Source organism: Paracoccus broussonetiae, assembly GCF_031854425.1.
Lineage (GTDB): Bacteria > Pseudomonadota > Alphaproteobacteria > Rhodobacterales > Rhodobacteraceae > Paracoccus > Paracoccus broussonetiae.
Genome location: NZ_JAVRQI010000005.1, coordinates 121,282 through 146,699, shown reverse-complemented (window position 1 = coordinate 146,699; position 25,418 = coordinate 121,282). Strand labels below are relative to the sequence as shown.

Here is a 25,418-nt window from a genome sequence, read left to right as displayed (position 1 = left end):
TTTCCGGCTCAGCCGATGCGGCCAGAGATATAGCTTTCCGTGCGCGGATCGCGCGGCCGGGTGAAAATGTCATCGGTGTCGCCGTATTCGACCAGGTTGCCCAGGTGGAAGAACGCGGTCTTCTGGCTGACGCGCGCGGCCTGCTGCATCGAGTGGGTGACGATCACCACCGAATATTCCGAGCGAAGCTGGTCGATCAGATCCTCAACCTGGCTGGTGGCAATCGGGTCAAGGGCTGAACAGGGTTCGTCCATCAGCAGCACTTCCGGCTGGGTGGCCACGGCACGCGCGATGCAAAGACGTTGCTGTTGGCCGCCGGAAAGGCCGGTGCCGGGTTCGTTCAGGCGGTCCTTGACTTCATTCCACAGCGCGGCGCCGCGCAGCGACTTCTCGACGATCTCGTCAAGCTCGGCCCGGTTGCGGGCCAGGCCGTGGATGCGCGGGCCATAGGCCACGTTCTCATAGATCGATTTCGGAAAGGGGTTCGGCTTCTGGAAGACCATGCCGATCCGGGCGCGCAGCTGCACCGGGTCGACGCGCTTGTCGTAGATATCCTCGCCGTCCAGCGTGATCTTGCCTTCGACCCGGCTGCTGTCGATGGTGTCGTTCATCCGGTTCAGGCAGCGCAGGAAGGTCGACTTGCCGCAGCCCGAGGGTCCGATGAAGGCCGTGACCGTCTTGTCGAGGATGTCGACATCCACGTCCTTGATGGCCTGCTTTTCACCGTAATAGACCTGCACCTTGCGGGCGGAAATCTTGATATCGGTCTGCTGCACGGCGCGCTCCAGAATTCTCATGTCGTTCATATTGGCAACTCCTTCTGGATTTACCACCGCCGCTCGAACTTGCGACGCAGGAAGATGGCGAAAAGGTTCATGCAAAGCAGGAAGATCAGCAGCACGATGATCGCGCCCGATGCCCGCTCCATGAAGGCGGGGTCGGCGCGCTGGGTCCAGTTGTAGACCTGGACCGGCAGGGCCGATGCGGGATCGAAAAGCCCTGCGGGCGGGGCCGCCGGGAAGTTCTTGACGAAAGCGACCATGCCGATCAGCAGCAGGGGCGCGGTTTCACCCAGCGCCTGTGCCAGCCCCAGGATGACGCCGGTCAGGATGCCGGGCGTCGCCAGCGGCAGGACGTGGTGAAAGACCGACTGCATCTTCGAGGCCCCGACCCCCAGCGCCGCGTCGCGGATCGAGGGGGGGACCGACTTCAGTGCCGCGCGGGCGGGAATGATGATGCGCGGCAGCGTCATCAGCACCAGCACCAGCCCGCCCACGATCGGCGCCGATTGCGGCAGGTGGGCAAAGTTGATGAAGGCAGCAAGGCCAAGGATACCGAAAACGATCGAGGGCACCGCCGCAAGGTTCGAGATGTTCACCTCGATTATGTCGGTCAGGCGGTTCTTCGGCGCGAATTCCTCAAGATAGATCGCGGCGGCCGTACCGATCGGGACGGCAAGGAAAAGCACCACCAGCATCATGTAAAGCGAGCCGAGAATGGCCACGCCCACGCCTGCGGCCTCGGGGCGCTGGTCCGATGCGTCGGGATTGGTCAGGAATGACCAGTTCCACTTGGTCGCCAGCATCCCCTTGTCCTTCAGCGCCTCGGCCAGTTGCAGCTGCGCCGGCGAGGTATTGCTGTCACGTGCGGCCGACTCCATCGTCACCCGGCCCTTGTAGAAACCGTCGACGCGGCCGTTCACCAGGACGCGCGCCTGGATGGTCTGGCCGATCAGTTCCGGGTCGGCCAGCACCTGCGCGCGCAGCTGGGCCGAGGCTTCTTTCGAAATCAGGTTCGAAACATCCTTGTCGGCGATCCCCTCGATCGCGATGCCGTTCTGCGCGATGACTGCCTGAAGCGACTGGTCAAGGATCTTGCCATAGGCCAGCGTCAGGACTTTCTTGATCTCTTCGGGGTCGCGGTTGCCTGACTTGTCAAGCTGCGCCGCGTCCAGCGTGACGGGGATCGTCAGATAGGTCTGGCGGAACGCGCCGATGCCACCGCCGAAGATGGTGAACAGCAGCACCACCAGCGCCAGAAGCGAGATGATGATCGCGCCAAGCCCATAGGCCCGGAAACGCGCTTCGGCGGCATTGCGCTTGCGGGTGCGGGCGTCCGGGACCAGCAGCGAGGCCCTGGGTTGGGAAGCCGGGGCGCCGGCCGAAATGGTGGCGTCGCTCATTCGTATTGCTCCCGGTATTTGCGCACGATGTAGAGCGCGAAGATGTTCAGCCCCAGCGTCAGGACGAACAGGGTCAGGCCAAGCGCAAAGGCGACCAGCGTTTCAGGCGCGGCGAAGTCGGTGTCGCCGGTCAGCTGGCTGACGATCTTGACGGTGATGGTGGTCATCGCCTCGAACGGGTTCAGCCCCATCTGGGCCGAGGCGCCTGCCCCCAGCACCACGATCATCGTCTCGCCGATGGCGCGGCTGGCGGCCAAAAGGATAGCGCCCACGATGCCCGGAAGGGCTGCGGGCAGCACGACCTTGCGCACGGTCTCGGACTTGGTCGAACCAAGGCCAAGCGCGCCGTCGCGCAGCGATTGCGGGACGGCGTTGATGATGTCATCGGAAAGCGAGCTGACGAACGGGATCAGCATGATCCCCATGACCAGTCCCGCGGTCATCACTGACGACCCCGAACTGCCCAGCCCCAGCGGCTGCGCGAAATAGTCGCGAAGCAGCGGCCCGACGATGGTCAGCGCGAAAAGGCCATAGACGATGGTCGGGATCCCGGCCAGCACCTCGATCAGCGGCTTCACGATGCCGCGCATGCGGGGCGTCGCGTATTCGGACATGTAGACTGCCGCGAAAAGCCCGATCGGGATCGAGACAGCCAGCGCGATCATCGAGATGTAAAGCGTGCCCCAAAGCAGCGGCAACATCCCCAGTTGCGACCCACCACCAAAGCGCGGCGACCAGGTCGTGCCGAAGAAGAAATCGCTCCACGAATATTGGCGGAAGAATTGCCCCGTCTCGAACAGCATCGACAGGACGATGCCGGCGGTGGTCAGGATCGCGATGCTGGAGCACAGGATCAGCAGGCCGCGCACAACCGCTTCGACCGCGATGCGGGCGCGGAACTCGGGCGTGCTGCGGCCCAGCGTCATCACAAGACCCGCGATGGCCAGGACCAGCGCCACGCCCGCGAGCAGCGTGCGATTCACGTCCGGTTGCGCAAATATCCATATCGCGATCAGGAACAGGGCAGGCAAAACGGTAAACAGCGCGACGTTCCAGCCGTAATAGCTGGTGCGCGAATGCAGCCGACGGGAATCGCCACCGGCCGCCGCGAGAACACGCGAACGGCCCATGAAGAATCCCGCAACTGCCATGGCCAGGACGATCAGCAGGGTCCAGGAGACAGGCATGTGAGCCTCGGGGCGTTGGGAAAGGAAGAAGGGCGGCGCGGGGCGTCATCGCACCCCGCGCCGACCGGATCAGTTGGTCAGGACGGTTTCAGCCGAAACCGCAGCCTGGGTCGCGGCCAGTTCGGGGTCCGAGACAAGGCCATAGGCAGCCAGCGGCCCGTCAGGACCGGCCAGTTCGTCCGAGACGAAGAATTCCACGAATTCCTTCAGGCCTTGGATTTCACCGATATGGGCCTTCTTCACATAGAAGAACAGCGGGCGCGACACGGCGTATTCACCCGTCGAGATGCTCTCGGTCGAGGGGGTGACGCCGGCGAAGGTTGCGACCTTCAGCTTGTCGGTGTTGTTCTCGTAGAAGGACAGGCCGAAGACGCCGATGCCGTTCTTGGCCGACTGGATGCGGGCCAGGGTCTCGGTATAGTCGCCGTCGATGTCGACCGACTTGCCGTCGGTGCGCAGCGCCATGCACGCCTCGCCGGCCTTCTCTTCGCCCAGCTCGGCCTTGAAGGCATCGGCAGCGCCCGATTCCTTGCAGCCCGCCGCGATCACCTTTTCCTCGAACACTTCACGGGTGCCGTGCTTGGTGCCCGGAACGAAGGCCAGGATGTCCTGCTCGGGCAGATCGGCGCGGATCTCGTTCCACTTGGTATAGGGGTTGGCGACGACCTTGCCGTCCTTGACGACCTGTGCGGCCAGCGCGTTGAACCAGTCCTGCGCGGTGAACTGGAAGTCATTGCCGGAAATGTCGCTGGCAAAGACGATCCCGTCATAGCCGATGCGGACTTCCATGATGTCGGTGACGCCCGCGCCCTTGCAAGCCGCGATTTCCGATTCCTTGATCGGCCGCGACGAGTTCGCGATGTCGATGGTGTTTTCACCCACGCCCTCGCAGAATTTCTTCAGGCCGGCCGAAGAGCCACCCGATTCCACGACCGGGGTCGGGAAGTCGGTGTTCTCGCCGAAAGCCTCGGCAACGATGGTGGCATAGGGCAGAACGGTCGACGAACCGGCGACTTGGATCTGGTCACGGGCAGAGGCGATGGTCGCCGAAGCGGCGATCATTGCAAGGGCCGAAACAGCGAGTTTCGCGGATTTCATAGGATGACTCCTGACATTTCCTGGGGGCCGTGAAGGGCCTGCGCGATCCCTAGTGTCGAGATGCGACGCTTATGCAAAGGAAGTGTGACGGCTATGTGACAATAACCCGGAAAACCGCATCGCCGCAAGAATCCCGTGGATAACCCGTCAGCCGATGGTGCCGCGGACACCACCGGTCTGGGCGCGATCCAGCATCAGGTGATCCAGGATCACGCAGGCGGTCATGGCCTCGGCGATCGGAACGGCGCGGATGCCGACGCAGGGATCGTGCCGCCCCTTGGTGATCAGCTCGATTTCCTCGCCCTGCTGGTTGATGGTCCGGCGAGGCGTCAGAATCGAGCTGGTCGGCTTCACCGCAAAGCGCAGGACAATGTCCTGCCCGGTCGAGATGCCGCCCAGGATGCCGCCCGCGTGGTTCGACAGAAAGCGCGGCCCGTCATTGCCCATGCGGATCTCGTCCGCGTTCTCGGTCCCGGTTAGCGCGGCGGCGCCCATGCCTTCGCCGATCTCGACGCCCTTGACCGCGTTGATCGACATCATGGCCGCGGCCAGATCCGTGTCGAGCTTGCCATAGACCGGTGCGCCAAGGCCGGGCGGGCAACCCTGGATCAGCACCTCGATCGCGGCGCCGACGCTGTTCTGGTCCTTGCGGATGCCGTTCAGGTACTCCTCCCACGCGGGCACGGCTGTCGCATCGGGCAGGAAGAACGGGTTGTTCGGGATTTCGGACGGATCGAAATTCGCCCGATCAAGGTGAAGCGCACCCATCTGGACCATGTAGCCGGTGATCTTCAGCCCCGGCACAAGCGCCAGCAACGCCGCCTGCGCGACGCCCCCCGCCGCGACCCGTGCCGCGGTTTCGCGCGCGCTGGAGCGTCCCCCGCCGCGATAATCGCGGATCCCGTATTTCAGGTGATAGGCAATGTCGGCATGACCGGGACGGAAGGCCTGGGCAATGTCGCCATAATCCTTGCTGCGCTGGTCGGTATTCTCGATCATCAGCTGGATCGGGGTGCCGGTGGTCTTGCCCTCGAACAGGCCGGACAGGATGCGGACCTGATCCGGCTCTTGCCGCTGCGTGGTGAATTTCGAGGTTCCGGGACGCCGGCGATCCAGAAATTGCTGCACGAAGGCTTCATCCAGCGAGACACCCGGCGGGCAGCCGTCCACGGTGACGCCAAGCGCCGGTCCGTGGCTTTCGCCCCAGGTGGTGAAGGTGAAGACGCGGCCGAAACTGTTGACGCTCATGGGATCCCGAACCTTTTGGACTGCGATAGCGGCGCGAGGCGGCGCGGGCAACGGGAAATGCCGTCCTTATCCACCTGTACAAGGTCCAGACGAATCACTATTCGGCGCCAATCCCGGCTTTTATCAGTTCTTTATTCGATTTCACGTCGCGTTCACGACCGAATGTGACTATCCTGATCGCAATGAGATCGGGACGAAAGGACGCGCGGTTGCCGCAGAAGATCGGCAGGATTCGGGCAAGTTCCTTCAACCCACGGTCGTGCATTGCAGTTCCCGTTAGAAGTTTAACGAGTATTTGGTATCATCCCTTCTGCTCCGTGGCCCTGCGCGAAGGTTCTGGCGCAATGCTCGACTGCGACAGGGTTGCAGGGCATGATGCGGTGATCGATTCCTTTACGAGACAGTCGCTCTTTCGTGCTTGTGGTGGGGTGCGCTCGAGCGACGAGGGAGGGCGCGGGCCGGAGACACCCGCGCCCTTTCCCCATTCAAGCCTTTGAATCCGCGATAGTGGGCGCCATCCGATGGATGGGATGTGCCCGGTCCTTTCCGGTGAACGCCCAGGCGCCGCGCCGGTTCCCTTGCCGACACGACAGGCAGAAGCGGCCGAAGACCCGCGTCCCCGGCCGTTCTTCATGTGCACCGGTCAGGTCAGGTGGGACGGGCCACAATCGCCGGCCAGCCCCTGCCCCCTTCAGGGTCGAGCAAGGTGCCAGACCTCCTTCACGCCATCGCCGGTAATGTCGCCGGGCGCCTTGTCCTTGATCCAGGTATAAAGCGGCTTGCCCTTGTAGGCCCATTGGGCCGAACCGTCGGCCCGCGCGACGGGAGCGAAGTCACCCTCGGCCTTTGCGTCGGATGCGGCGGGCAGCGGCGGCCAGTTCACCGCGCATTCGCCCACACAGGCCGAGGCGCCGCCGCCGTCCTTGTCAAAAGTGTAAAGCGTCATGCCCTTGGCATCGACCAGCACCTCGCCGCTGGCGGTCTTGGCGACCATCGTGGGCTGGGCCAGCGCCGGGGCGGCAGACAGCGCCAGCGCAGCCAGGATCATCAGGGTCTTCATCGGTCATCCTCCTGAGTTGGGCGGGATTTCTGGTCCCAGCCATCCCCATCTGGCGCCGCGCCCTGCGATTGCTCCAGCCTGTCCGGACCCCTGCGCGGGGTCGTCAGACCTGATGCGCAGTGTCCCTGACCCCAAGGTCTGAAAATACCTGAGACCAAGGTCCGAAAACGCGATTGCCCCAACGCAAGAGGCAAATGGCAAGGGGCCCCGCTTGCGCGGGGCCCCCAAGGAATTTCAATCGGATCCGGCGTGCGGATCAGGCTTGCAGCGAACGGACGCTGACCTCTCCCTCTTCGCGCGACTTGATCGCTGCCACCGCCGCGATGCTTCCGGCAGCGGTGGTGAAGTAGGGGATCTTGTCGTTCAGCGCGACGGCCCGAATGTCGCGCGAGTCGGCAATGGCCTGCGCGCCCTCGGTGGTGTTCAGGACCATGACGATCTCACCGTTCTTCAGACGGTCGACAATGTTCGGGCGGCCCTCATAGACCTTGTTCACCAGTTCCGTCTCGACCCCTGCCCCGCGCAGGAATTCCGCGGTGCCGCTGGTCGCCAGCAGCCGGAAGCCCATTCCGGTCAGATCGCGGGCCGCCTCGGCCAGCGCATCGGACTTGTCGGCGTCCTTGACCGAGACGAAGACCAGACCTTCGGTCGGCAGGTGCGTGCCCGCGCCCATCTGCGCCTTCAGGAAGGCGCGTGCAAAGGTGCGATCCCAGCCCATGACTTCGCCCGTCGAGCGCATCTCGGGGCCAAGCAGCGTGTCGACACCGGGGAAGCGCGCGAATGGCAGCACCGCTTCCTTGACCGAGAACCAGGGCGTGTTCGGGTCGGCCAGCGTCAGCGGGTCGGCAAAAGGCAGCGCGGTTTCGGGGCCGACATTCGCCGGATATGCCTCGCGCGCGGGGAAGTTCGACATCGGCTCGCCCGCCATCAGGCGCGCCGCGATCGAGGCGATGGCGCTGTCGGTGGCCTTGGCCACAAAAGGCACGGTGCGCGAAGCCCGCGGGTTCACCTCGAGAACGTAGATCGTGCCGTCCTTGATCGCGAATTGCACGTTCATCAGGCCGACGACGTTCAGCGCCTTGGCCATGGCCACGGTCTGGGACTTGATCTCGGCAATGGTGGCAGCATCCAGCGTATGCGGCGGCAGCGAGCAGGCACTGTCGCCGGAATGGACCCCGGCTTCCTCGATATGCTCCATGATGCCCGCGACATGGACGGTCTTGCCGTCGGACAGCGCGTCCACATCGACCTCGATCGCGCCGGACAGGTAGCTGTCGAGCAGCACGGGGCTGTCGCCCGACACCTTCACGGCCTCGCGGATATAGCGGTTCAGCTGATCCATGTCGCGCACGATCTCCATCGCGCGGCCGCCCAGCACGTAAGACGGGCGGATGACCAGCGGGAAGCCGATCCGGCCCGCGATCTCCAGCGCCTCGGCATCGCTGCGGGCGATGCCGTTGATCGGCTGGCGCAGATCCAGATCGTTCAGCAGCTTCTGGAACCGCTCGCGGTCCTCGGCCAGGTCGATGGCGTCGGGGCTGGTGCCCAGGATCGGGATGCCCTCGGCCTCAAGCGCGTTGGCAAGTTTCAGGGGTGTCTGGCCACCGAACTGGACGATGACCCCGTGCAGCGTGCCGTTTTCCTGTTCGATGCGCAGGATCTCAAGCACATGTTCCAGCGTCAGCGGTTCGAAGTACAGCCGGTCCGAGGTGTCGTAGTCGGTCGACACGGTCTCGGGGTTGCAGTTGATCATGATCGTCTCGAAGCCGGCCTTGGTCAACGAGAAACAGGCATGACAGCAGCAATAATCGAACTCGATCCCCTGACCGATACGGTTCGGACCACCACCAAGGATCACGACCTTCTTGCGGTCGCTGGGACGAGCCTCGTTTTCGACATCGCCCATCGCGGGCGCTTCATAGGTCGAATACATATAGGGGGTCTGTGCCTCGAACTCGGCGGCGCAGGTGTCGATGCGCTTGAAGACCGGATGCAGTTCCAGCGCGCGGCGGGCATGGCGTACGGCCGTTTCCGAGCGCCCCGAAAGCGCCGCAAGGCGGGCATCGGTGAAGCCCATCATCTTCAGCTTGCGCAGCCCGTCCAGATCGGCGGGCAGGCCCGAGGCGCGGACCACGTCTTCGGCATCGACGATCTCGCGCAGGCGGGCCAGGAACCAGGGATCAAAAGCGGTCGCATGTCCGATCTCGTCATCGGTCAAGCCGTGGCGCATGGCTTGCGCGATCAGGCGCACACGGTCGGGGGTCTGGGCGCTGATCGCCTTGACGATGGCCGATTTCTCGGGCGCGCCGACGATCTCGATCTCGTCAAGACCGGTCAGCCCATTCTCCATCGAGGTCAGTGCCTTCTGCAGCGACTCGTGGAACGTCCGGCCAATCGCCATGACCTCGCCCACGGATTTCATCGCCGTGGTCAGTTCCGGCTTCGATCCGGGGAATTTCTCGAAGGCAAAGCGCGGGATCTTGGTCACGACATAGTCGATCGAGGGCTCGAATGAGGCCGGCGTCACCTTGGTGATGTCGTTGTCCAGCTCGTCCAGCGTATAGCCGACGGCCAGCTTCGCCGCGACCTTCGCAATCGGGAAGCCCGTCGCCTTCGAGGCCAGAGCCGAGCTGCGCGAGACCCGCGGGTTCATCTCGATCACGACCATGCGGCCGTCCTTGGGGTTCACCGCCCATTGCACGTTCGAGCCGCCGGTTTCCACGCCGATCTCGCGCAGCACGGCGATGCTGCCGTTCCGCATGCGCTGGTATTCGCGGTCGGTCAGGGTCAACGCCGGAGCGACGGTGATCGAGTCGCCGGTATGCACGCCCATCGGATCGACGTTCTCGATCGAGCAGACGATGATGGCGTTGTCGGCGCGGTCGCGGACGACCTCAAATTCGTACTCTTTCCAGCCCAGTAGCGATTCATCGACCAGCACCTGCGCCACGGGCGAGGCTTCCAATCCCGAGCGCACGATGCGTTCGTAATCGTCGCGGTTATAGGCCACGCCGCCACCAGTGCCGCCAAGGGTAAAGGCGGGGCGGATGATCGCGGGCAGGCCGATTTCTTCAAGATCGGCCAGCGCCTGCGCGATGCCCGACTGGATGTCGTATTTGCCATTGGCCAGTTTCGGTGCGGCGACGATGGTCGCGCGCGGGTTCTCCAGCCCGATGCGGTCCATCGCCTCGCGGAACAGTTTGCGGTCCTCGGCCATCTCGATGGCTGCGCGCTGCGCGCCGATCAGCTCGACACCATAGCGGTTCAGCACGCCCATGTCAGCCAGTGCCAGCGCCGTGTTCAGGCCGGTCTGCCCGCCCATCGTCGGCAAAAGCGCGTCGGGGCGTTCCTTGGCGATGATCTTTTCGACAACCTCGGGCGTGATCGGTTCGATATAGGTGGCATCGGCCATTTCCGGATCGGTCATGATCGTCGCCGGGTTCGAGTTCACCAGGATGACCCGGTAGCCTTCTTCCCGCAGCGCCTTGCAGGCCTGGGCGCCGGAATAGTCGAATTCGCAAGCCTGCCCGATGACGATGGGGCCGGCGCCGATGATCAGGATGGATTTGATATCGGTTCTTTTCGGCATGATGTCCTCGGGCTGGCGGCTGATAAATCGTCCGGGGTTATAGCGGTGGCAAGCCAAGGCGCAAGGGTCCGAGACGGTCCTGCGCGAAATTTCCCCGCTCCGAAGCTGTCGGACGGGCTGGGCTGGGCGACATGCCGGAGACCGGCCTCGCAGATGCGCAGCCTAGATGCGGGCCGCGCCGGACTGCAAGCGGAAAGGCGTCAGTCAAGCCCGTCATAGCGCCGGATGATCCAGCTGAGGTCATAGACCAGCCAGGCCAGCCCGATCAGCCCGACCGCACGCGAGCTGCGCGCACGCAGTGCCAGGATTGCGGCCAGCACCCCAAGCCCAAGCCGGATCGGATATTCCGGCCCCAGACCCTGCAGATGCGCCGTGCCCTTCAGCAGGGTGTCCCCCAGGTCGAAGGCAAAGGACAGGCCAAACAGCCCAAAGAACAACCCGCGGCGGCGCATGAAGAAACGCTCGCTTTCGGCATGGTCGGGCAGCGCATCGGGGTAAAGCAGCGTCGCCATCAGGAAATGCAGCGAGGCATAGGACAGCACGAAGACATAGGCGCCGAAATGCCAGGTATCGACACGACGCAGCGCGAATTCCCACCACCAGAAATGCACCGCCCCCAGCAGCAGCACCAGCGACCAGACGATCTGGGAAAACATGCCCTCGGTCCAGGCAGGTTGCTGGACGCGACGCGACAGCCCCGACAGCACGCGGGTGATCGCAAGCCCAAGGATCAGGCTGATCAGGATCTTGAGATGGGGATAGGCATCCATGCCGCCGCTCCGGTCGCTTCCCGCGACCAGCCTAGGCAGCGGCGCGCGCCCTGCAAACAGGAAATCGACGACGCCACCCGGCAACGAAAGACCGGGACGCGTCGCCGCCTCCCGGTTTCACCGTTTTTCAAACACCCCTGCGCCATCGCGGTCAGGCGCGGCGCGCGAGGCGGGTCACGCCTCGATGAATTCGCGCACAAAGGGCGTAGCCGGGCGGGCGCGAATGTCCTGCGGGCGACCGACCTGCTCGATCTTGCCCATGGACATGACGACGACCAGGTCGGCCAGTTCCATTGCCTCGTCCTGGTCATGGGTGACGAAAACGGTGGTCAGGCCGGTGGTGTCGTGGATCTCGCGCAGGCCGTGGCGCAATTCCTTGCGGACGCGGGCATCCAGCGCGCCAAAGGGTTCGTCCAGCAGGAGCATCCGCGGCTCGATCGCCAGCGCGCGGGCCAGGGCGACCCGTTGGCGCTGGCCGCCCGAAAGCTGGTTCGGAAAGCGCTTGGCGATCTGCGGCAACTGGATCAGGTCCAGCAGCTTCGTCACCCGGCGCTCGATCTCGGCCTCGGGCGGGCGGGTGCGACGGGGCCGCGCACGCAGGCCATAGGCGATGTTCTCGAACACGGTCATGTGGCGGAACAGCGCGTAGCTTTGAAAGACGAAACCCGCGCGGCGTTCCTGCACGGAAAGGCCGGTCGCGTCCTGCCCGTCGAACAGCACGCGGCCCGAGGTCGGAAATTCCAACCCGCCCAGAATGCGAAGCAGCGTCGTCTTGCCCGACCCGGATGGTCCAAGCAGCGCGACCAGCGCCCCAGAGGGGATGGCCAGGCTGACCGGGCGCAGCGCATTGGTGTTGCCGAAGCTCTTGGCGATTTCGTCGATTTCGATATGCATGGGAACCTCAATGGCGACGGGTTGCGGCAAGCTGGTCGGCATGGCGCCATTCCAGCCCGGTCTTCAACACCAGCGTCAGCAACGCCAGCGCGGCCAGGACACCCGCCAGGGTGAAGGCGGCCACCGAAAGATACTCGTTATAGAGCATCTCGATGGTGATCGGCATGGTCGCGGTCTGGCCACGGATCTTGCCAGAAACGACCGCCACCGCGCCGAATTCGCCCATGGCGCGGGCATTGCACAGTAGGACACCATACAGCAGCGCCCATTTGATGTTGGGCAGCGTCACGGTCAGAAAGACCCGCCATCCCGAGGCGCCCAGCGTCAGCGCGGCCTCTTCCTCGGCACGGCCTTGCTCGATCATGACCGGGATCAGTTCGCGCGCCACAAAGGGGAAGGTCACGAAGACCGAGGCGAGAACGATCCCTGGCAGCGCAAAGATGATCGGGAAACCCGAAGCGACCAGCCAGCCGCCCAGCAGACTGTTACTGCCGAACAGCAGCACCAGAGCCAGCCCCGCCACCACCGGCGAAACCGAAAATGGCAGGTCGATCAGGGTGATCAGAAAGGCCTTGCCGCGGAAATCGAACTTGGTGATGACCCAGGCGGCGGCGACGCCGAAGACTGCGTTGACCGGGACCGAGATCCCCGCGACCAGCAGCGTCAGCTTGATCGCCGAAAGCGCCTCGGGCTGCGCGAGCGAGGCAATGGCCGCGCCTGCGCCCTTGGCCAAGGCCTCGGCAAAGACCACGGCCAGCGGCGCAAGGACCAGCACCGCAAGTCCGCCCAGCGCTACCGCGATCAGGATCCAGCGGGTCAGCGGGCTTTCCTCGGTCACCGGGCGCCACTTCGAAGCGGGACGTTCGGCTGGCCGGACGAAGGACTCGTTGAGTGTGCTGTCAAACATGACCAATCCTCCGGCGGCTCCAGATCTGGATGAGGTTGATGACGAGAAGCATCGAGAAGCTGATAAGCAGCATGGCGATGCCGATGGCTGCCGCGCCGTTATAATCGAACTCTTCAAGCTTGATGACGATCAGCAGCGGCGCGATTTCGGTCTTCATCGGCAGGTTGCCCGCGATGAAGATGACCGAACCGTATTCGCCGACCGCGCGGGCAAGCGACAGCGCAAAGCCGGTCAGCGCCGCCGGCAGCAGCAGCGGCAGGATCACCCGGCGCAGCGTATAGAGCCGACCCGCCCCCAAGGTTGCCGAGGCCTCCTCGACCTCGCTCTCGATCTCGGCGATGACGGGCTGGACCGTGCGGGTGACGAAGGGCAGCCCGACGAAGATCAGCGCGATCAGGATGCCCCATTCGGTATAGGCGATCTTCTGGCCCAGCGATTTCGCGATGCTGCCAAATGCGCCGTTGGGGGCGTAAAGGGCGGTCAATGCAATCCCCGCAACCGCGGTCGGCAGGGCAAAGGGCAGGTCCACCACCGCATCGACGATACGGCGGCCGGGGAATTCGTAACGGGCCAGCACCCAGGCCAGCAGCGTCCCGAAGACCAGGTTGAAGACCGCTGCGACAAAGGCCAGGCGGAAGGACAGGTATAGCGCCGCCCAGACCCGCGGCGTGTTGACCGTGGCCCAGACGCCTTCGGGACCATAGCTGATGCCCTTGGCCAGCAGCGCCCCGATCGGCAGGATCACGATCAGCGACAGCATGGTCATGGTAATGCCCATGCCGAGCCCGAAGCCCGGCATGGGGGATTTCTGCGAGCGAAGAAGCGCCAGCGCCATCCGTTACATCCCCGTATAGATCTGATCGAAGATGCCGCCGTCACCGAAATGCTCGGGCTGGGCTTTCTGCCAGCCGCCGAAATCGGCAATGGTGACGAGGTCCAGTTTCGGGAAGCGCTTCACATCCTCGGGGTTCGCGGCGCTGTCGTCCCATGCACGGTAGAAGTGCTTGAAGGCCAGCGCCTGCCCTTCGGGCGAATACAGGAAGTTCAGATAGCCCTCCGCCAGCGCCTTCTGTTCGTCATCCGCGATGTTCTTGTCGACCAGCGCGACCGGCGGCTCGGCCAGGATCGAGACCGAGGGGACCACGATGTCGAACTGATCGTCGCCCAGCTCGTTCAGCGCAAGATACGCCTCGTTTTCCCAAGCCAGCAGCACATCGCCGATCTCGCGTTGGGTGAAGGTCGTGGTCGAACCGCGCGCACCCGAGTCGAGCACAGGCACATGCTTGTAAAGATCGGCCACGAACTGTTTCGGGTCCTTGCCGTTCTTCTGCGCCCAAGCCCAGGCCGCCAGATAGTTCCAGCGCGCTCCGCCCGAGGTCTTCGGGTTCGGCGTGATGACCTCGATGTCATCCTTGACGAGATCGCCCCAGTCCTTGATGCCCTTGGGGTTCCCTTCGCGCACCAGGAAGACGATGGTCGAAGTATAGGGCGAGCTGTTATGCGGCAGGCGAGCCTGCCAATCCGCGGGCAGAAGGCCCTTTTCGGCGATCTTGTCGATGTCCGATGCCAGTGCCAGCGTCACGACCTGTGCCTTCAGCCCGTCGATCACCGATCGTGCCTGCGCGCCCGAACCGCCATGCGAGGCTTCGATGGTGGGGGCCTTGTGTCCCTCGGCCTCCCACTTGGCGGCGAAGGCAGCGTTCACGTCGCGGTAAAGTTCGCGCGTCGGGTCATAGCTGACATTCAGCAATGAGTTGGCGGCCTGCGCCGTTCCCGAGACCACGGCCAGCCCGGCCACCGTCAGCATGACCGCGAATGCCCGACGCCCCGTCACCCCCAGGCAACGCCGCAGCAGGCCGGGGCGCAGGGGAAAGCCTGTCAGGCGCTTAGTGCCGTCTTCGACGGTCATGCGACCGTCGAGATGCCGGCGGACGACGCGGCCGTGGGCCAGCTGAGTGTCGTTGACGCGGATGGTGCGGATCATGGCGACATTACCTCGTTATCGAATCCTTCAGGGCACGCGCCCTTAACGGCAATTACGACAGGGTTAGTCGTTAATTTCAAGAAAAAAGACGAATAAATCTGTCGTTTTTAATATAACGTTATTTCAATAACTTATTAGCGCTAATGCGACATGTGACGCAGGAAAAATCGGGCCATTGCGCCGGCCTCACCCCGGAATCGCCGCCATTTTCGCATGAAAAAACCGCGCCTCGACGGGCGCGGTTCCTTTACGATTGGTGCTGCGATCAGCCGCGAAGCTGGTCTTCGGCCTTCTGGGCCAGGGCCTCTGCGCGGGCAGCGATCTCGGCCATCCCCTCGGCCAGGCTGGGGGGCAGGATCGGAACCTCGACACGTTGCGGATTGGACTTCAGCCGCCCCAATTCGCGCTCGGCCGAGATAGCGCGATCCTCGAAGGTAGAGGTCCGGTCGGCAAGCATCAGCCCCGCCAGCAGCAGCAGGCGCGGTTCGGGCATCCGCCCTGCCTGTTGCAAGATCGCCTGCGCCTCGGTGTCAAGAAGGGCTGCGGCGCGCTTCAGAAGACGCTCTTCCCCCGGCTGACAGCTGAGCGTGTAGGATTTGTTTCCTACGGTGAATTCGACCTGTGCCATGTCTCAGCCCCTGTTCTCGTCAGCTGCCTGGGTTTCGCGCGCGTCGGACAGCGTGTCGCCGCCCAGGTCAAGATCGCCGGCGTCATCCGGAGATACCGGCGTCTCGATAACCGCGGGAGCGCTGGCCTTGGCTTGCGCGGGCTTTCGCTCGACTGCTGTCGGCGCGCCCAGCATCCGGTCAAGCGTCCCGGCAATGTCGGACATCTGCCCGATTTCGGCTGCGCGCGCGGCGCGCAGCGAATCAAGTTCAGCCTGCAGCGCATCGCGAATGTCGTCGCGGGCCGAGGCGGGCTGCGCCGCGATCAGCGCGCGATTGGCGCTGACCAGCGCTTCGTTTGCGGCGGCAAGGCGGGCAATTTCCTCTCCGGCCGAGTCGAGCCGTTCATTCGTCGCCGCCAGCCTCTCCTCAAGCTGGGTCAATTCCTCGGCCTGCTCGTCGAAGCGCGCCGCAAGATCGGGATCCGGAGCATCCTGCCCGCTGTCCGGGCCGGGCGCAGCGGCGCGATCCGCCATGCGGTCGATGAAACTGTCAAGGCGGTCCAAAGCGGCGATCAACCGCTTTTCGCTGGCATTCAGGTCGTCTTTCATCCGCCGGAATTCCTTTTCGGGTCGATCATCACACGCACAGATTTGTGACTTTTTCGCATCGCTTGCCCCTTATGACAAGGACGGGGATGCGACGACGCCGCAAATCCGCGCAATCATGCCAACAGCCGGGGTCGGGAACCCCATCCGGCGCAGCCTTGGGGCGAGTTTGCACCGATTGTGCCCCCTGCCCCTTGTCCGGCTTTTCAGTCGAAGCCTGCTTGCCTATAAGGCCATTGGTCCTGAACGGAGATCCATATGCGCCGCGCCACAATCACCCGCGACACGTCCGAGACCCAGATCGAGGTCGAGCTGAATCTGGACGGGACTGGGAAATACGACAACCAGACCGGCGTCGGCTTTTTCGACCACATGCTGGACCAGTTGTCGCGCCACGCGCTGATCGATCTGACCGTTCGCGCCAAGGGCGATCTGCATATCGACGACCACCACACGGTCGAGGATACCGGCATCGCAATCGGTCAGGCCCTCACCCGCGCTCTTGGCGACAAGAAGGGCATCCGCCGCTATGGCAGCTTTCACCTGGCCATGGATGACGCGCTGGTGCGCGCCGCGCTTGACCTGTCGGCCCGACCTTTCCTGGTCTGGAACGTCGATTTCCCGACCCAGAAGATCGGCACCTTCGATACCGAGCTGGTGCGTGAGTTCTTTCAGGCGCTGTCGACCCACGGCGGGATCACCCTGCATGTGGACCGTCTGCACGGCGTGAACAGCCATCACATCGCCGAAGCCGCCTTCAAGGCGGTGGCCCGCGCATTGCGCGAGGCGGTAGAGCCCGACCCGCGCATGGCAGGCGTCCTGCCCTCGACCAAAGGGGCGCTTTGATGCGCGTCGCTCTGGTCGATTACGACAGCGGAAACCTGCATTCCGCCGAAAAGGCCTTTGCCCTGATGGGACGCGAGGCCGGGGCCGATGTCATCGTGACCAGCGACCCGGCAGTGGTGGCGGCGGCCGACCGGATCGTCCTGCCGGGCGATGGTGCCTTTCCCGCCTGCCGCGCGGCGCTGGACGCGGTCCCCGGCATGGTCGAGGCGCTTTGCGATGCGGTCCTTGAGCGCGGCGTTCCATTTCTTGGCATCTGCGTCGGCATGCAGATGCTGGCGGATATCGGCCATGAATACCGCGACACCAAGGGACTGGGCTGGATCGGCGGCGAAATCGACGCCATCAAGGGTCGGGACCTGAAGGTGCCTCATATGGGGTGGAACGATCTGTCGATCCTGCACCCGCACCCTCTGCTGGAGGGGATCAGCACGGGCGACCACGCCTACTTCGTGCACAGCTGGCAGTTCCGGGTCGCGGACCCGGCGCATCTGCTGGCGACTGCGGATTATGGCGGCCCTGTCACCGCCATCGTCGGGCGCGACAATATCGCCGGCACCCAGTTCCACCCCGAAAAGTCGCAGGATGTCGGCCTGCGCCTGATCGCGAACTTCCTGCGCTGGAAACCCTGACGCCCTAGGGGTTGCTGGCGCATGGACCGGGGGCGCTGCCCCCGGACCCCCGGGGTATTTCAGAAACGGTGAAACTGGCGGCCTGTCACTGGGCGCGGGTCCATTTCTGGGTCTTGCAGAAAATCGCGACGCAGCCGGACACATCGAGCGTCTTTCCGTTCAACTGCATCTTCGACTTGTAGGTCTTGTCCGAGCCGGGATCCCAGATTGTGCCGCCGCCGAACTTGCCGTCGCCCTGGTCGGTCATGTTCGAGACGATGTTCTTGCCGATGTTCTTCGACGGGATCTCCTTGCCGGAACTGTCGAACGAACGGACCAGCTTGCCGCAGTATTTTCCGCCGCAGTCAAAGAACTGCACCATGCCGATCTGGCCCTGGTCGTTCGGCTGGGTCTGGAAGACCCCCTCGATGCCCTGTGCCTGCGCGGCGGTCGCGCCCGCCACGAAAAGCGCAGCGAGTATTGCTGATTTCATTCCCATATCCTCCCTTCGGCCGTCCCGGCCGTTGGCCAAGCTTCGAACGGCTCCACGTGAGCGATCAAGCCTGACGTGGCGTTGCGCCTGCTTTGCCGCCAGGCGCCCTGCCCCTTTCGATTGTCGCAGGTCTGTGGCAAAGGGGCGCCAACTACAGGAGAGACGCAATGATCCTTTATCCCGCCATCGATCTCAAGGACGGCAATTGCGTGCGCCTGCTGCGCGGCGACATGGAGGCGGCGACCGTCTTCGGTTCCGATCCCGCAGCGCAGGCGAAAGCCTTTCAGGATGCGGGTGCGCAATGGCTGCATCTGGTCGACCTGAACGGCGCCTTCGCCGGTCGCCCCGTCAATGCCGACGCGGTGGAGGCGATCCTCGCCGCCACGGATATCCCCGCCCAGCTGGGCGGCGGCATCCGTGACATGGAGACGATCGAGCATTGGCTGGACCGGGGCCTGGCCCGCGTGATCCTGGGCACCGTCGCGGTCGAGAACGCAGCCCTCGTCCGCGAAGCGGCACTGGCATTCCCCGGCAAGATCGCAGTCGGCATCGACGCCCGTGGCGGCCGTGTCGCCACCCGCGGCTGGGCCGAGGAGACCGATGTGCTGGCCACCGACCTTGCGCGGCAATTCGAGGACGCTGGCGTGGCGGCAATTATCTATACCGATATCGACCGCGACGGCGCGATGCAGGGGCCGAACATCTCTGGCACCGAGACGCTTGCGCGGGCGGTCAATATTCCCGTCATTGCCTCGGGCGGGGTCAGCTCGATGCAGGACCTGCTGGCGCTGCGCGATGCGCGGGTGATTGCGGGTGCGATTTCGGGCCGGGCGCTTTACGATGGTGCGATCAACCTGGGCGAGGCGCTGCGCGCGCTGGCCTGAACGAAGGTGGCAGGATGCTGAAAACGCGGGTGATCCCTTGCCTTGACGTGGCCGATGGCCGCGTCGTCAAGGGGGTGAATTTCGTCGATCTGATCGATGCCGGCGATCCGGTCGAGGCCGCGCGCGCCTATGACGCGGCCGGCGCGGACGAGATCTGCTTTCTCGACATCCATGCCACGCATGAAAATCGCGGCACCATGTTCGACCTGGTGACGCGCACCGCCGAAGCCTGCTTCGTGCCCCTGACCGTGGGCGGCGGCGTGCGCAGCCACAAGGATGTGCGCGACCTGCTGCTGGCCGGCGCGGACAAGGTCAGCTTCAACTCGGCCGCCGTGGCCAATCCCGATGTCATCGCCGAGGCCGCCGACCGCTTCGGCAGCCAATGCATCGTCTGCGCCATCGACGCCAAGACTGTCGCCCCCGGCAAGTGGGAGATCTTCACCCATGGCGGGCGCAAGCCGACGGGCATCGACGCGGTCGAGTTCGCGCGCACAGTTGCCGCCAAGGGCGCGGGGGAAATCCTGCTGACCAGCATGGACCGGGACGGCACCAAGTCGGGTTTCAACATCCCGCTGACGCGGGCCGTGTCGGACGCGGTCAGCGTGCCCGTCATCGCCTCAGGCGGGGTCGGCGCGCTGGAACATCTGGCCGAAGGCGTGATCGAGGGGCATGCCTCGGCCGTGCTGGCCGCCTCGATCTTCCATTTCGGAACCTTCACCGTGCGCGAGGCCAAAGAGCACATGGCCGCCGCCGGCATCCCCGTGAGGCTGACATGACCGGATTGCAGCGCCTGGCCGAAACCATCGAATCCCGCAAGGGCGCCGATCCTGACACCAGCTGGACCGCCAAGCTTCTGTCCCGCGGCCCCGAGAAGTGCGCCGAGAAATTCGGCGAAGAGGCCGTCGAGGCGATCATTGAGGCCGTTAAGGGCGACCGTGACAGGTTGGTTTCCGAGGCTGCGGATACGCTTTACCACCTGCTCGTCATGCTGGCGGCGCGCGACGTGACGCTGGCCGATGTCGAAAATGAACTGGATCGTCGCGAAGGACGTTCGGGGATCGAGGAAAAGGCTTCACGGAAGTGACCGCATGCTTGATCAGCTGGCTGGGGAATTCTCGCGCCCGATGAGCCTGCCCTTTGGGGTGGTGCTGCTGCGGCTGTTCATGGCCGTGGTGCTGGGTGGAATCGTCGGCTGGGAGCGCGAGGTCAAGAGCCGCGAGGCCGGCCTGCGCACGCATATGCTGATCTCGCTGGCTGCGGCCAGCTTTACCCTGGTCGCGCTGGAGCTGGTCGACTTTTCAGACGTGAACGAGGATCGGCAGCGCACAGATCCCTTGCGGCTGATCGAGGCAGTCACAGCGGGCGTGGCCTTCCTGGCCGCCGGGTCGATCGTGATCAACCACGGCAATGTCCGCGGGATCACCACCGGTGCCTCGATGTGGCTGTGCGGGGCCATCGGCCTGTGCTGCGGGACCGGTGACCTGCGCCTTGCCATGATCGCGACGGCAATGGCGCTGGTCGTGCTTTACCTTGTCCGGGTGCTGGTCACGCCCGTCCTGCGCGGCGGGGACGATTCCGACTAGCCCGCGACCGGGACCACCTTGACCGATCCGTTATGGGCGGACAGTGCGATTTCGCCTGCGGCAAGCCGCAGCGCATCCTGGCCGAACACCTCGGCCCGCCAGCCATGCAGTGCGGGCAGATCGCGCGCGCCCGAGGCGATTGCGTCAAGATCCGCGGCCGAGGCGATCAGCCGCGAGGCGACCCCCGCCTCGTCCGACTTGGCCTTCAACAGGACGCGCAGCAGTTCCGAAAGCGCGGCGTTCCCGGGGCGTCCGGGTTCGTCCGGCGCGGGTTTCGGCAGGTCCTTGGTCTCGGTCCCGACCTTGACCGCGTTCAGAATGCCATTCGCGATATCGCCACGCCGGGCGTCGCGCAACAACAGCCGCGACTTGCCAAGATCGGCCTCGGACAGTGGCTTGGTCGAGGCCAGCTCGATCAGCGCATCGTCCTTGAACACGCGGGCGCGCGGAATGTCGCGTTCCTGCGCAAAGGTTTCGCGAAAGCGCGCCAGTTCACGGACCACCGCCAGGAACCGGGGCGAGCCCGAGCGCGTGCGGACACGCATCCATGCTTCATCCGGGCGGGTGATATAGGTTTCGGGGTTCAGCAGAACCGCCACCTCTTCCGCAAGCCAGGGGGCGCGGCCGGTCTTGTTCAGCTGCTCGACCAGGAATTCATAGATAGCCCGCAGATGGGTCACGTCGGCCAGCGCATAGGCGGCCTGTGCATCCGAAAGCGGGCGGATCGACCAGTCGGTAAAGCGAGAGGATTTGTCGAGCGGCTGGCGCGCGATTTTCTTGACCAGGGTTTCATACCCCACCTGCTCGCCAAAGCCGCAGACCATCGCGGCAATTTGGGTATCGAACAGCGGATCGGGCAGGACACCGGCGTCGTGGAAGAAGATTTCCAGATCCTGCCGTGCGGCGTGGAAAACCTTGACCGTCGCGGTATGGCGGAACAGGTCGTAAAGCGGCTCCAGCGACAGATCCCCGCCCAGCGGGTCGATCAGCACTGCGGGTCCGCCCTCGGCCTTGGTTCCCGATGCCGGCGGCAGCGCCGCCTGAATCAGGCAAAGCTTCGAATAATAGGTCCGCTCGCGCAGGAATTCCGTATCGAGTGTGACATAAGGCTGCGCCTTGGCCAATTCACAGAACTCGGCCAGTTCGGCAGTCGTCGTGATGGTGCGAATATCTTCTCGGCGGGCGGGTTTCGGGCTGGCGGACATTGATCGCTTTCGGTCATGGGCGGGGCATCCGCCGTATGTTTCCCCGGCCTTCCATCAGTGACAGGGGAAAATCAAGGCACGACGTGACGAATCACAACGGTTCTATGTCACCCTGTGCTCGCTGCGCCTCGAATTCGGCGACAAAACCCGCCAGATCACCCGCAGCAATTGCCGCGCGCATCCCTGCCATCAACTCCTGGAAGTAATGCAGGTTATGCCATGTCAGCAGCATCCCCGAGATCATCTCTCCGGCGCGGAAAACGTGGTGGAGATAGGCGCGGGAATAGCCGGTGCAGGCCGGGCAGGTGCAATGCTCGTCCAGCGGGCGCGGGTCATCGGCATGGCGGGCGTTCTTGATGTTGACCTGGCCGCGGCGGGTCCAGGCCTGTCCGGTCCGGCCCGAGCGTGAAGGCAGGACGCAATCCATCATGTCGACGCCGCGTACCACCGCGCCGACGATGTCGTCGGGCTTGCCGACGCCCATCAGATAGCGCGGCTTGTCTGCGGGCAGGAACCCCGGCGCGTGGTCAAGCACGCCAAACATCGCCTCTTGCCCCTCGCCCACGGCAAGGCCGCCGATGGCATAGCCCTCGAAGCCGATGGCCTTCAGGGCCTCGGCCGATTCCTCGCGCAATTCGCGGTTCACCCCACCCTGCATGATCCCGAACAGCGCATGACCGGGGCGGTCGCCAAAGGCGTCGCGCGACCGCTGCGCCCAGCGCATCGACATGCGCATGGATTTCGCGACCACCTCGTCCGTTGCAGGCAAGGCCGGGCATTCGTCGAAGCACATGACGATGTCCGAACCAAGCAGTCGCTGGATTTCCATACTGGTTTCAGGCGACAGGAAGTGCTTGCTGCCGTCGACATGGCTGGCAAAGGTCACACCCTCTTCGCTCAACTTGCGCAGGCTCGACAGGCTCATCACCTGGAACCCGCCCGAATCGGTCAGGATGGGACGTTCCCAGTTCATGAATTTGTGCAAACCGCCCAGGCGGGCCACCCGCTCGGCGCCGGGGCGCAGCATGAGGTGATAGGTATTGCCCAGCAGGATGTCCGCGCCGGTTGCGCGGACCGATTCGGGCATCATCGCCTTGACCGTGGCGGCGGTGCCGACGGGCATGAAGGCGGGGGTGCGGATCTCGCCCCGCGGGGTCTGGATCACGCCCGTGCGGGCACGGCCATCGGTGGCCGAGACGGAAAACTGGAATCTGTCGCTCATGGCCGGGCCTCATAGGCGCTTTGCGCCGCCAATGCAAAGGCGGCTTATGCGCCTGCCGCGCGCAGCAGTTTCGCGCGCGCCGGGGGAATTGCCCGCACCTCGAGCCCGGTAAAGACATGCAGCGTGTCCAACTGCCGATCAACGACGGCATGGTCGCTGACCCACCCCCCCATCGCGAGGTAAGAGCGCAGCAAGGGCGGCATCGCGGCCATGGCCCGGCGCGGATCGGCCTTTCGCAGGTGCAGCGCACGGGCAAAGCGGAAGACATTGGGCGCCTTCACCCGCGGCAGCCAGCGCTTGGGCGCAAGATGGCGTTCGCGCAGCATGGCAAAGGCATCCTCGTAGCTATGCGTATCCGTGCCCGTGAAGCTGGAGCAGCCGAACAGCATCTCGACCCCCTGCTCATCCACGTGACGGGCGAGCGCTCCCCAGGCAAGGCGCAGGATGTCGGGATCCTGGCGTTCGGGATGGATGCAGAAGCGCCCGATCTCGACCATCTTGCCCTGGAAATCGCGCAAACGTGACAGGTTGTAGTAGCGCGCTGAATAGCTGTCGCCGATCTCGGCCCCGCCCGATAGCGCAAGCATGCGGAAGCAGGCCACAAGCTGGCCGGATGCCACGTCGCGAATCAGCACATGCGTGCAGCGGCTGTCGTAATCATCCGCATCCAGCGCCTGCTGGACCGGGGATGGATCGCCCCGACGACCGACAAAGCACAGCCACCGCAGGCGCTGCGCTTCACGGATATCATCAAGACACTCGGCAACCAGGACTTCGTAACGGCCTTTGCGCAATGCCATCATGGCACCTCTGCCCAATCCGGAAGACCGGAGGCGGGCGACCACCCCCCGTCTTGTTCCCGTCCTCCCTGCACCTATCTTGTAACACGGGCGCAACATTATGAAGGGCAAAGATGACGGATCGCGTGATCAAATCCGATGCGGAATGGCAGGCCGAGCTTGATGCCGAAACCTATCGCGTGACGCGGCAGGCCGGTACCGAGCGCCCGTTTTCGCATCCCGGGTTCCCCAAGGGACCGGGCCATTACGAATGCGTCTGCTGCGGGGCGCGCCTGTTCGACGGCGATGCCAAGTTCGAAAGCTTCTGCGGCTGGCCCAGCTTTTCGCGCCCGGGCGGTGCAATCGACGAACACCGCGACTCCAGCCACGGTATGGTCCGGACCGAGGTGCGCTGCCATGGCTGCGACGCGCATCTGGGCCACGTCTTCCCCGATGGTCCGCCCCCGACGGGCCTGCGTTACTGTATCAACGGCGTCTCACTTCGCTTCGTTCCAGACGCCGTATGATGAAAGGGGCGCCCGATGCGGCGCCCCTTTCGCTTGATCGCATACCGCGTCAGTCGCGAAGGATATCGTCGGCGGACACCCGGCCCACGTTGCCCATAAGCTGGTGCACGACGCTCATGCTGGGAATGCCGGAATCGGTCACGCGGCGCGACAGGACCACGACCTTGCCGCGCTCAAGCCCGAAGCGTTCCACATTGGCCACCGTGCCCCCTTCGGAGAAGCTGATTGCCACAACCTGCCGGTCGATCTCGCGAGGTTCGCGGGCACCGAACGTCTCCCAGCGCGAGCCGACGTAATACCATGCCGATCCGGTCAGCAGCCCCTGCGAGCTGGGCCGGCCGATCAGCCCCTCCAATTCGGTCTGGTTGGTCTTTCCGACCACAACCTGCATAAGCTCGTCTTCTGCCGGCACATAGCCGTGATTTCGATAGATGGGCGTGCAGGCGGCAAGCACAACTGGAACAGTCAACGCGAAGCCCATGATCCGTCGCCGGGAAATCTTCATCTTTCACCTGTCCCTTACGCGCCTGTTGACGCCGCGCGACCGACTTAGCAAACTCATGCCCCGCGCTCAAGAATATCCCAGCAACGGCAGCGCGCGCATCGGAAAGGCCCCATCATGTCGCAAACTCCCCGCAGCCAGAACCGATTCCGCGTCGCGCAGCTCAATCCCCGGCAGCCAACGCCGTTCGAGCTTGCCCCCGATGCCGAGGGTCGCGCCGCCATCGCAGCCGAGCTTGGGCTGAGCGCATTGCCCGCCCTGCGCCTGACCGGCGAGATCCGCCCCGCCCCCAGCGACGCCTGGGAGGTCGTGGCGCGCCTTTCGGCCAAGGTTGTCCAACCCTGCGTCGTGACCCTTGCCCCGGTCAAGACTACGCTGTCCGAACAGGTGCACCGTGTCTTTTCGCCCCATGCCGCCCAGCCCGAGGGGGACGAGACCGAGATGGGCGACGAAGAAATGGAGCCTCTGGGCCAGTTCATCGACGTCGAGGCGATGATGATCGAGGCCCTGTCCCTGGCCCTGCCGCTTTACCCGCGCGCGCAGGGTGCCGCGCTTGACGAGCCGGAATCCGAGACCGAGGAGGAAACCCGCAAGCCCTTCGCCGGGCTCGCGGATCTGCTGAAGAAGGAATAGGTCG

Annotated in this window: 28 protein-coding genes; 8 read left to right on the top strand and 20 right to left on the bottom strand. The window is 64.4% G+C overall.

The annotated features are described in order from the left end of the window. Positions 1-8: 8 nt before the first annotated feature. From pstB to RM190_RS08045, 15 genes are all read right to left on the bottom strand, one after another. The gene (gene pstB, locus RM190_RS08115; protein WP_311758912.1) at positions 9-806 is read right to left on the bottom strand and encodes a phosphate ABC transporter ATP-binding protein PstB; all 798 of its coding nucleotides are present in this window, start codon (positions 804-806) and stop codon (positions 9-11) included. A gap of 20 nt (positions 807-826) precedes the next feature. Beyond that, positions 827-2,182 (bottom strand): phosphate ABC transporter permease PstA, encoded by a 1,356-nt coding sequence (gene pstA, locus RM190_RS08110; RefSeq protein ID WP_311758911.1) that lies wholly within the window; start codon positions 2,180-2,182, stop codon positions 827-829. Continuing rightward, complete coding sequence (gene pstC / locus RM190_RS08105; RefSeq protein WP_311758910.1) at positions 2,179-3,369, bottom strand: phosphate ABC transporter permease subunit PstC; 1,191 nt, start codon at positions 3,367-3,369, stop codon at positions 2,179-2,181. Before pstC ends, pstA begins: the two co-directional genes overlap by 4 nt. 69 nt (positions 3,370-3,438) lie before the next feature. Further along, positions 3,439-4,467 (bottom strand): substrate-binding domain-containing protein, encoded by a 1,029-nt coding sequence (locus RM190_RS08100; RefSeq protein WP_311758909.1) that lies wholly within the window; start codon positions 4,465-4,467, stop codon positions 3,439-3,441. Between the two features lie 147 nt (positions 4,468-4,614). Then, positions 4,615-5,715: a chorismate synthase gene (gene aroC / locus RM190_RS08095; RefSeq protein ID WP_311758908.1), complete on the bottom strand. Its 1,101-nt coding sequence runs from the start codon at positions 5,713-5,715 to the stop codon at positions 4,615-4,617. Between the two features lie 97 nt (positions 5,716-5,812). Then, complete coding sequence (locus RM190_RS08090; protein WP_311758907.1) at positions 5,813-5,980, bottom strand: hypothetical protein; 168 nt, start codon at positions 5,978-5,980, stop codon at positions 5,813-5,815. 426 nt (positions 5,981-6,406) lie between these two features. Next, positions 6,407-6,775 (bottom strand): COG4315 family predicted lipoprotein, encoded by a 369-nt coding sequence (locus RM190_RS08085; RefSeq protein WP_311758906.1) that lies wholly within the window; start codon positions 6,773-6,775, stop codon positions 6,407-6,409. A gap of 256 nt (positions 6,776-7,031) precedes the next feature. Then, entirely contained in the window at positions 7,032-10,364 is a 3,333-nt protein-coding gene (carB, locus tag RM190_RS08080; RefSeq protein ID WP_311758905.1) for a carbamoyl-phosphate synthase large subunit, read from the bottom strand. A 200-nt stretch (positions 10,365-10,564) separates the two neighbouring features. After that, positions 10,565-11,134, bottom strand: a complete 570-nt coding sequence (locus RM190_RS08075; RefSeq protein ID WP_311758904.1) for a hypothetical protein — start codon at positions 11,132-11,134, stop codon at positions 10,565-10,567. Between the two features lie 174 nt (positions 11,135-11,308). Beyond that, a complete protein-coding gene (locus tag RM190_RS08070) occupies positions 11,309-12,028 on the bottom strand; it encodes a sulfate/molybdate ABC transporter ATP-binding protein (protein ID WP_311758903.1) in 720 nt (239 codons plus the stop codon). A gap of 7 nt (positions 12,029-12,035) precedes the next feature. Further along, positions 12,036-12,935: a sulfate ABC transporter permease subunit CysW gene (cysW, locus tag RM190_RS08065; RefSeq protein WP_311758902.1), complete on the bottom strand. Its 900-nt coding sequence runs from the start codon at positions 12,933-12,935 to the stop codon at positions 12,036-12,038. Further along, positions 12,928-13,770, bottom strand: coding sequence for a sulfate ABC transporter permease subunit CysT (gene cysT / locus RM190_RS08060; protein WP_311758901.1), 843 nt, complete (start codon positions 13,768-13,770; stop codon positions 12,928-12,930). Before cysT ends, cysW begins: the two co-directional genes overlap by 8 nt. Positions 13,771-13,773: 3 nt before the next feature. Continuing rightward, positions 13,774-14,919 carry a sulfate ABC transporter substrate-binding protein gene (locus RM190_RS08055; RefSeq protein ID WP_311758900.1) on the bottom strand — a complete coding sequence of 382 codons (1,146 nt, stop codon included), beginning with the start codon at positions 14,917-14,919 and terminating at the stop codon, positions 13,774-13,776. A gap of 265 nt (positions 14,920-15,184) precedes the next feature. Beyond that, positions 15,185-15,547, bottom strand: a complete 363-nt coding sequence (locus RM190_RS08050) for a cell division protein ZapA (protein WP_311758899.1) — start codon at positions 15,545-15,547, stop codon at positions 15,185-15,187. 3 nt (positions 15,548-15,550) lie between these two features. After that, the gene (locus RM190_RS08045) at positions 15,551-16,135 is read right to left on the bottom strand and encodes a hypothetical protein (RefSeq protein ID WP_311758898.1); all 585 of its coding nucleotides are present in this window, start codon (positions 16,133-16,135) and stop codon (positions 15,551-15,553) included. Between the two features lie 255 nt (positions 16,136-16,390). Here RM190_RS08045 and hisB point away from each other — a divergent pair, with 255 nt between their 5' ends. Next, a complete protein-coding gene (gene hisB / locus RM190_RS08040; protein ID WP_311758897.1) occupies positions 16,391-16,978 on the top strand; it encodes an imidazoleglycerol-phosphate dehydratase HisB in 588 nt (195 codons plus the stop codon). Then, positions 16,978-17,607 (top strand): imidazole glycerol phosphate synthase subunit HisH, encoded by a 630-nt coding sequence (gene hisH / locus RM190_RS08035; RefSeq protein WP_311758896.1) that lies wholly within the window; start codon positions 16,978-16,980, stop codon positions 17,605-17,607. The genes hisB and hisH overlap by 1 nt, the downstream gene beginning before the upstream one ends. Positions 17,608-17,692: 85 nt before the next feature. Here hisH and RM190_RS08030 read toward each other — a convergent pair whose 3' ends face one another. Continuing rightward, entirely contained in the window at positions 17,693-18,079 is a 387-nt protein-coding gene (locus tag RM190_RS08030) for a DUF2147 domain-containing protein (RefSeq protein WP_311758895.1), read from the bottom strand. Positions 18,080-18,246: 167 nt separating this feature from the next. Here RM190_RS08030 and hisA point away from each other — a divergent pair, with 167 nt between their 5' ends. Genes hisA through RM190_RS08010 form a run of 4 tightly spaced genes read left to right on the top strand, consistent with a single transcriptional unit; the run spans position 18,247 to position 20,546 of the window. Further along, a complete protein-coding gene (gene hisA, locus RM190_RS08025) occupies positions 18,247-18,963 on the top strand; it encodes a 1-(5-phosphoribosyl)-5-[(5-phosphoribosylamino)methylideneamino]imidazole-4-carboxamide isomerase (RefSeq protein ID WP_311758894.1) in 717 nt (238 codons plus the stop codon). A gap of 14 nt (positions 18,964-18,977) precedes the next feature. After that, a complete protein-coding gene (hisF, locus tag RM190_RS08020) occupies positions 18,978-19,739 on the top strand; it encodes an imidazole glycerol phosphate synthase subunit HisF (RefSeq protein ID WP_311758893.1) in 762 nt (253 codons plus the stop codon). After that, complete coding sequence (locus RM190_RS08015; RefSeq protein ID WP_311758892.1) at positions 19,736-20,047, top strand: phosphoribosyl-ATP diphosphatase; 312 nt, start codon at positions 19,736-19,738, stop codon at positions 20,045-20,047. Before hisF ends, RM190_RS08015 begins: the two co-directional genes overlap by 4 nt. A 4-nt stretch (positions 20,048-20,051) precedes the next feature. Further along, positions 20,052-20,546, top strand: coding sequence for an MgtC/SapB family protein (locus RM190_RS08010; RefSeq protein WP_311758891.1), 495 nt, complete (start codon positions 20,052-20,054; stop codon positions 20,544-20,546). Here RM190_RS08010 and rnd read toward each other — a convergent pair. The 3 genes from rnd to RM190_RS07995 all read right to left on the bottom strand — a co-directional run bounded on the left by rnd (position 20,543) and on the right by RM190_RS07995 (position 23,776). Next, positions 20,543-21,715: a ribonuclease D gene (gene rnd, locus RM190_RS08005; protein ID WP_311759059.1), complete on the bottom strand. Its 1,173-nt coding sequence runs from the start codon at positions 21,713-21,715 to the stop codon at positions 20,543-20,545. The genes RM190_RS08010 and rnd overlap by 4 nt on opposite strands. A 127-nt stretch (positions 21,716-21,842) precedes the next feature. Continuing rightward, complete coding sequence (tgt, locus tag RM190_RS08000; protein ID WP_311758890.1) at positions 21,843-22,973, bottom strand: tRNA guanosine(34) transglycosylase Tgt; 1,131 nt, start codon at positions 22,971-22,973, stop codon at positions 21,843-21,845. Between the two features lie 44 nt (positions 22,974-23,017). Next, entirely contained in the window at positions 23,018-23,776 is a 759-nt protein-coding gene (locus RM190_RS07995) for a GNAT family N-acetyltransferase (RefSeq protein ID WP_311758889.1), read from the bottom strand. Positions 23,777-23,886: 110 nt separating this feature from the next. On the opposite strand from RM190_RS07995, the gene msrB reads away from it, so the two are divergent. Further along, entirely contained in the window at positions 23,887-24,279 is a 393-nt protein-coding gene (gene msrB / locus RM190_RS07990; RefSeq protein ID WP_311758888.1) for a peptide-methionine (R)-S-oxide reductase MsrB, read from the top strand. A gap of 49 nt (positions 24,280-24,328) precedes the next feature. On the opposite strand, the gene RM190_RS07985 is transcribed toward msrB, so the two are convergent. Further along, complete coding sequence (locus RM190_RS07985; protein WP_311758887.1) at positions 24,329-24,784, bottom strand: outer membrane protein assembly factor BamE; 456 nt, start codon at positions 24,782-24,784, stop codon at positions 24,329-24,331. Positions 24,785-24,898: 114 nt separating this feature from the next. On the opposite strand from RM190_RS07985, the gene RM190_RS07980 reads away from it, so the two are divergent. Continuing rightward, complete coding sequence (locus tag RM190_RS07980; protein ID WP_311758886.1) at positions 24,899-25,414, top strand: YceD family protein; 516 nt, start codon at positions 24,899-24,901, stop codon at positions 25,412-25,414. The last annotated feature ends 4 nt before the right edge of the window (positions 25,415-25,418 follow it).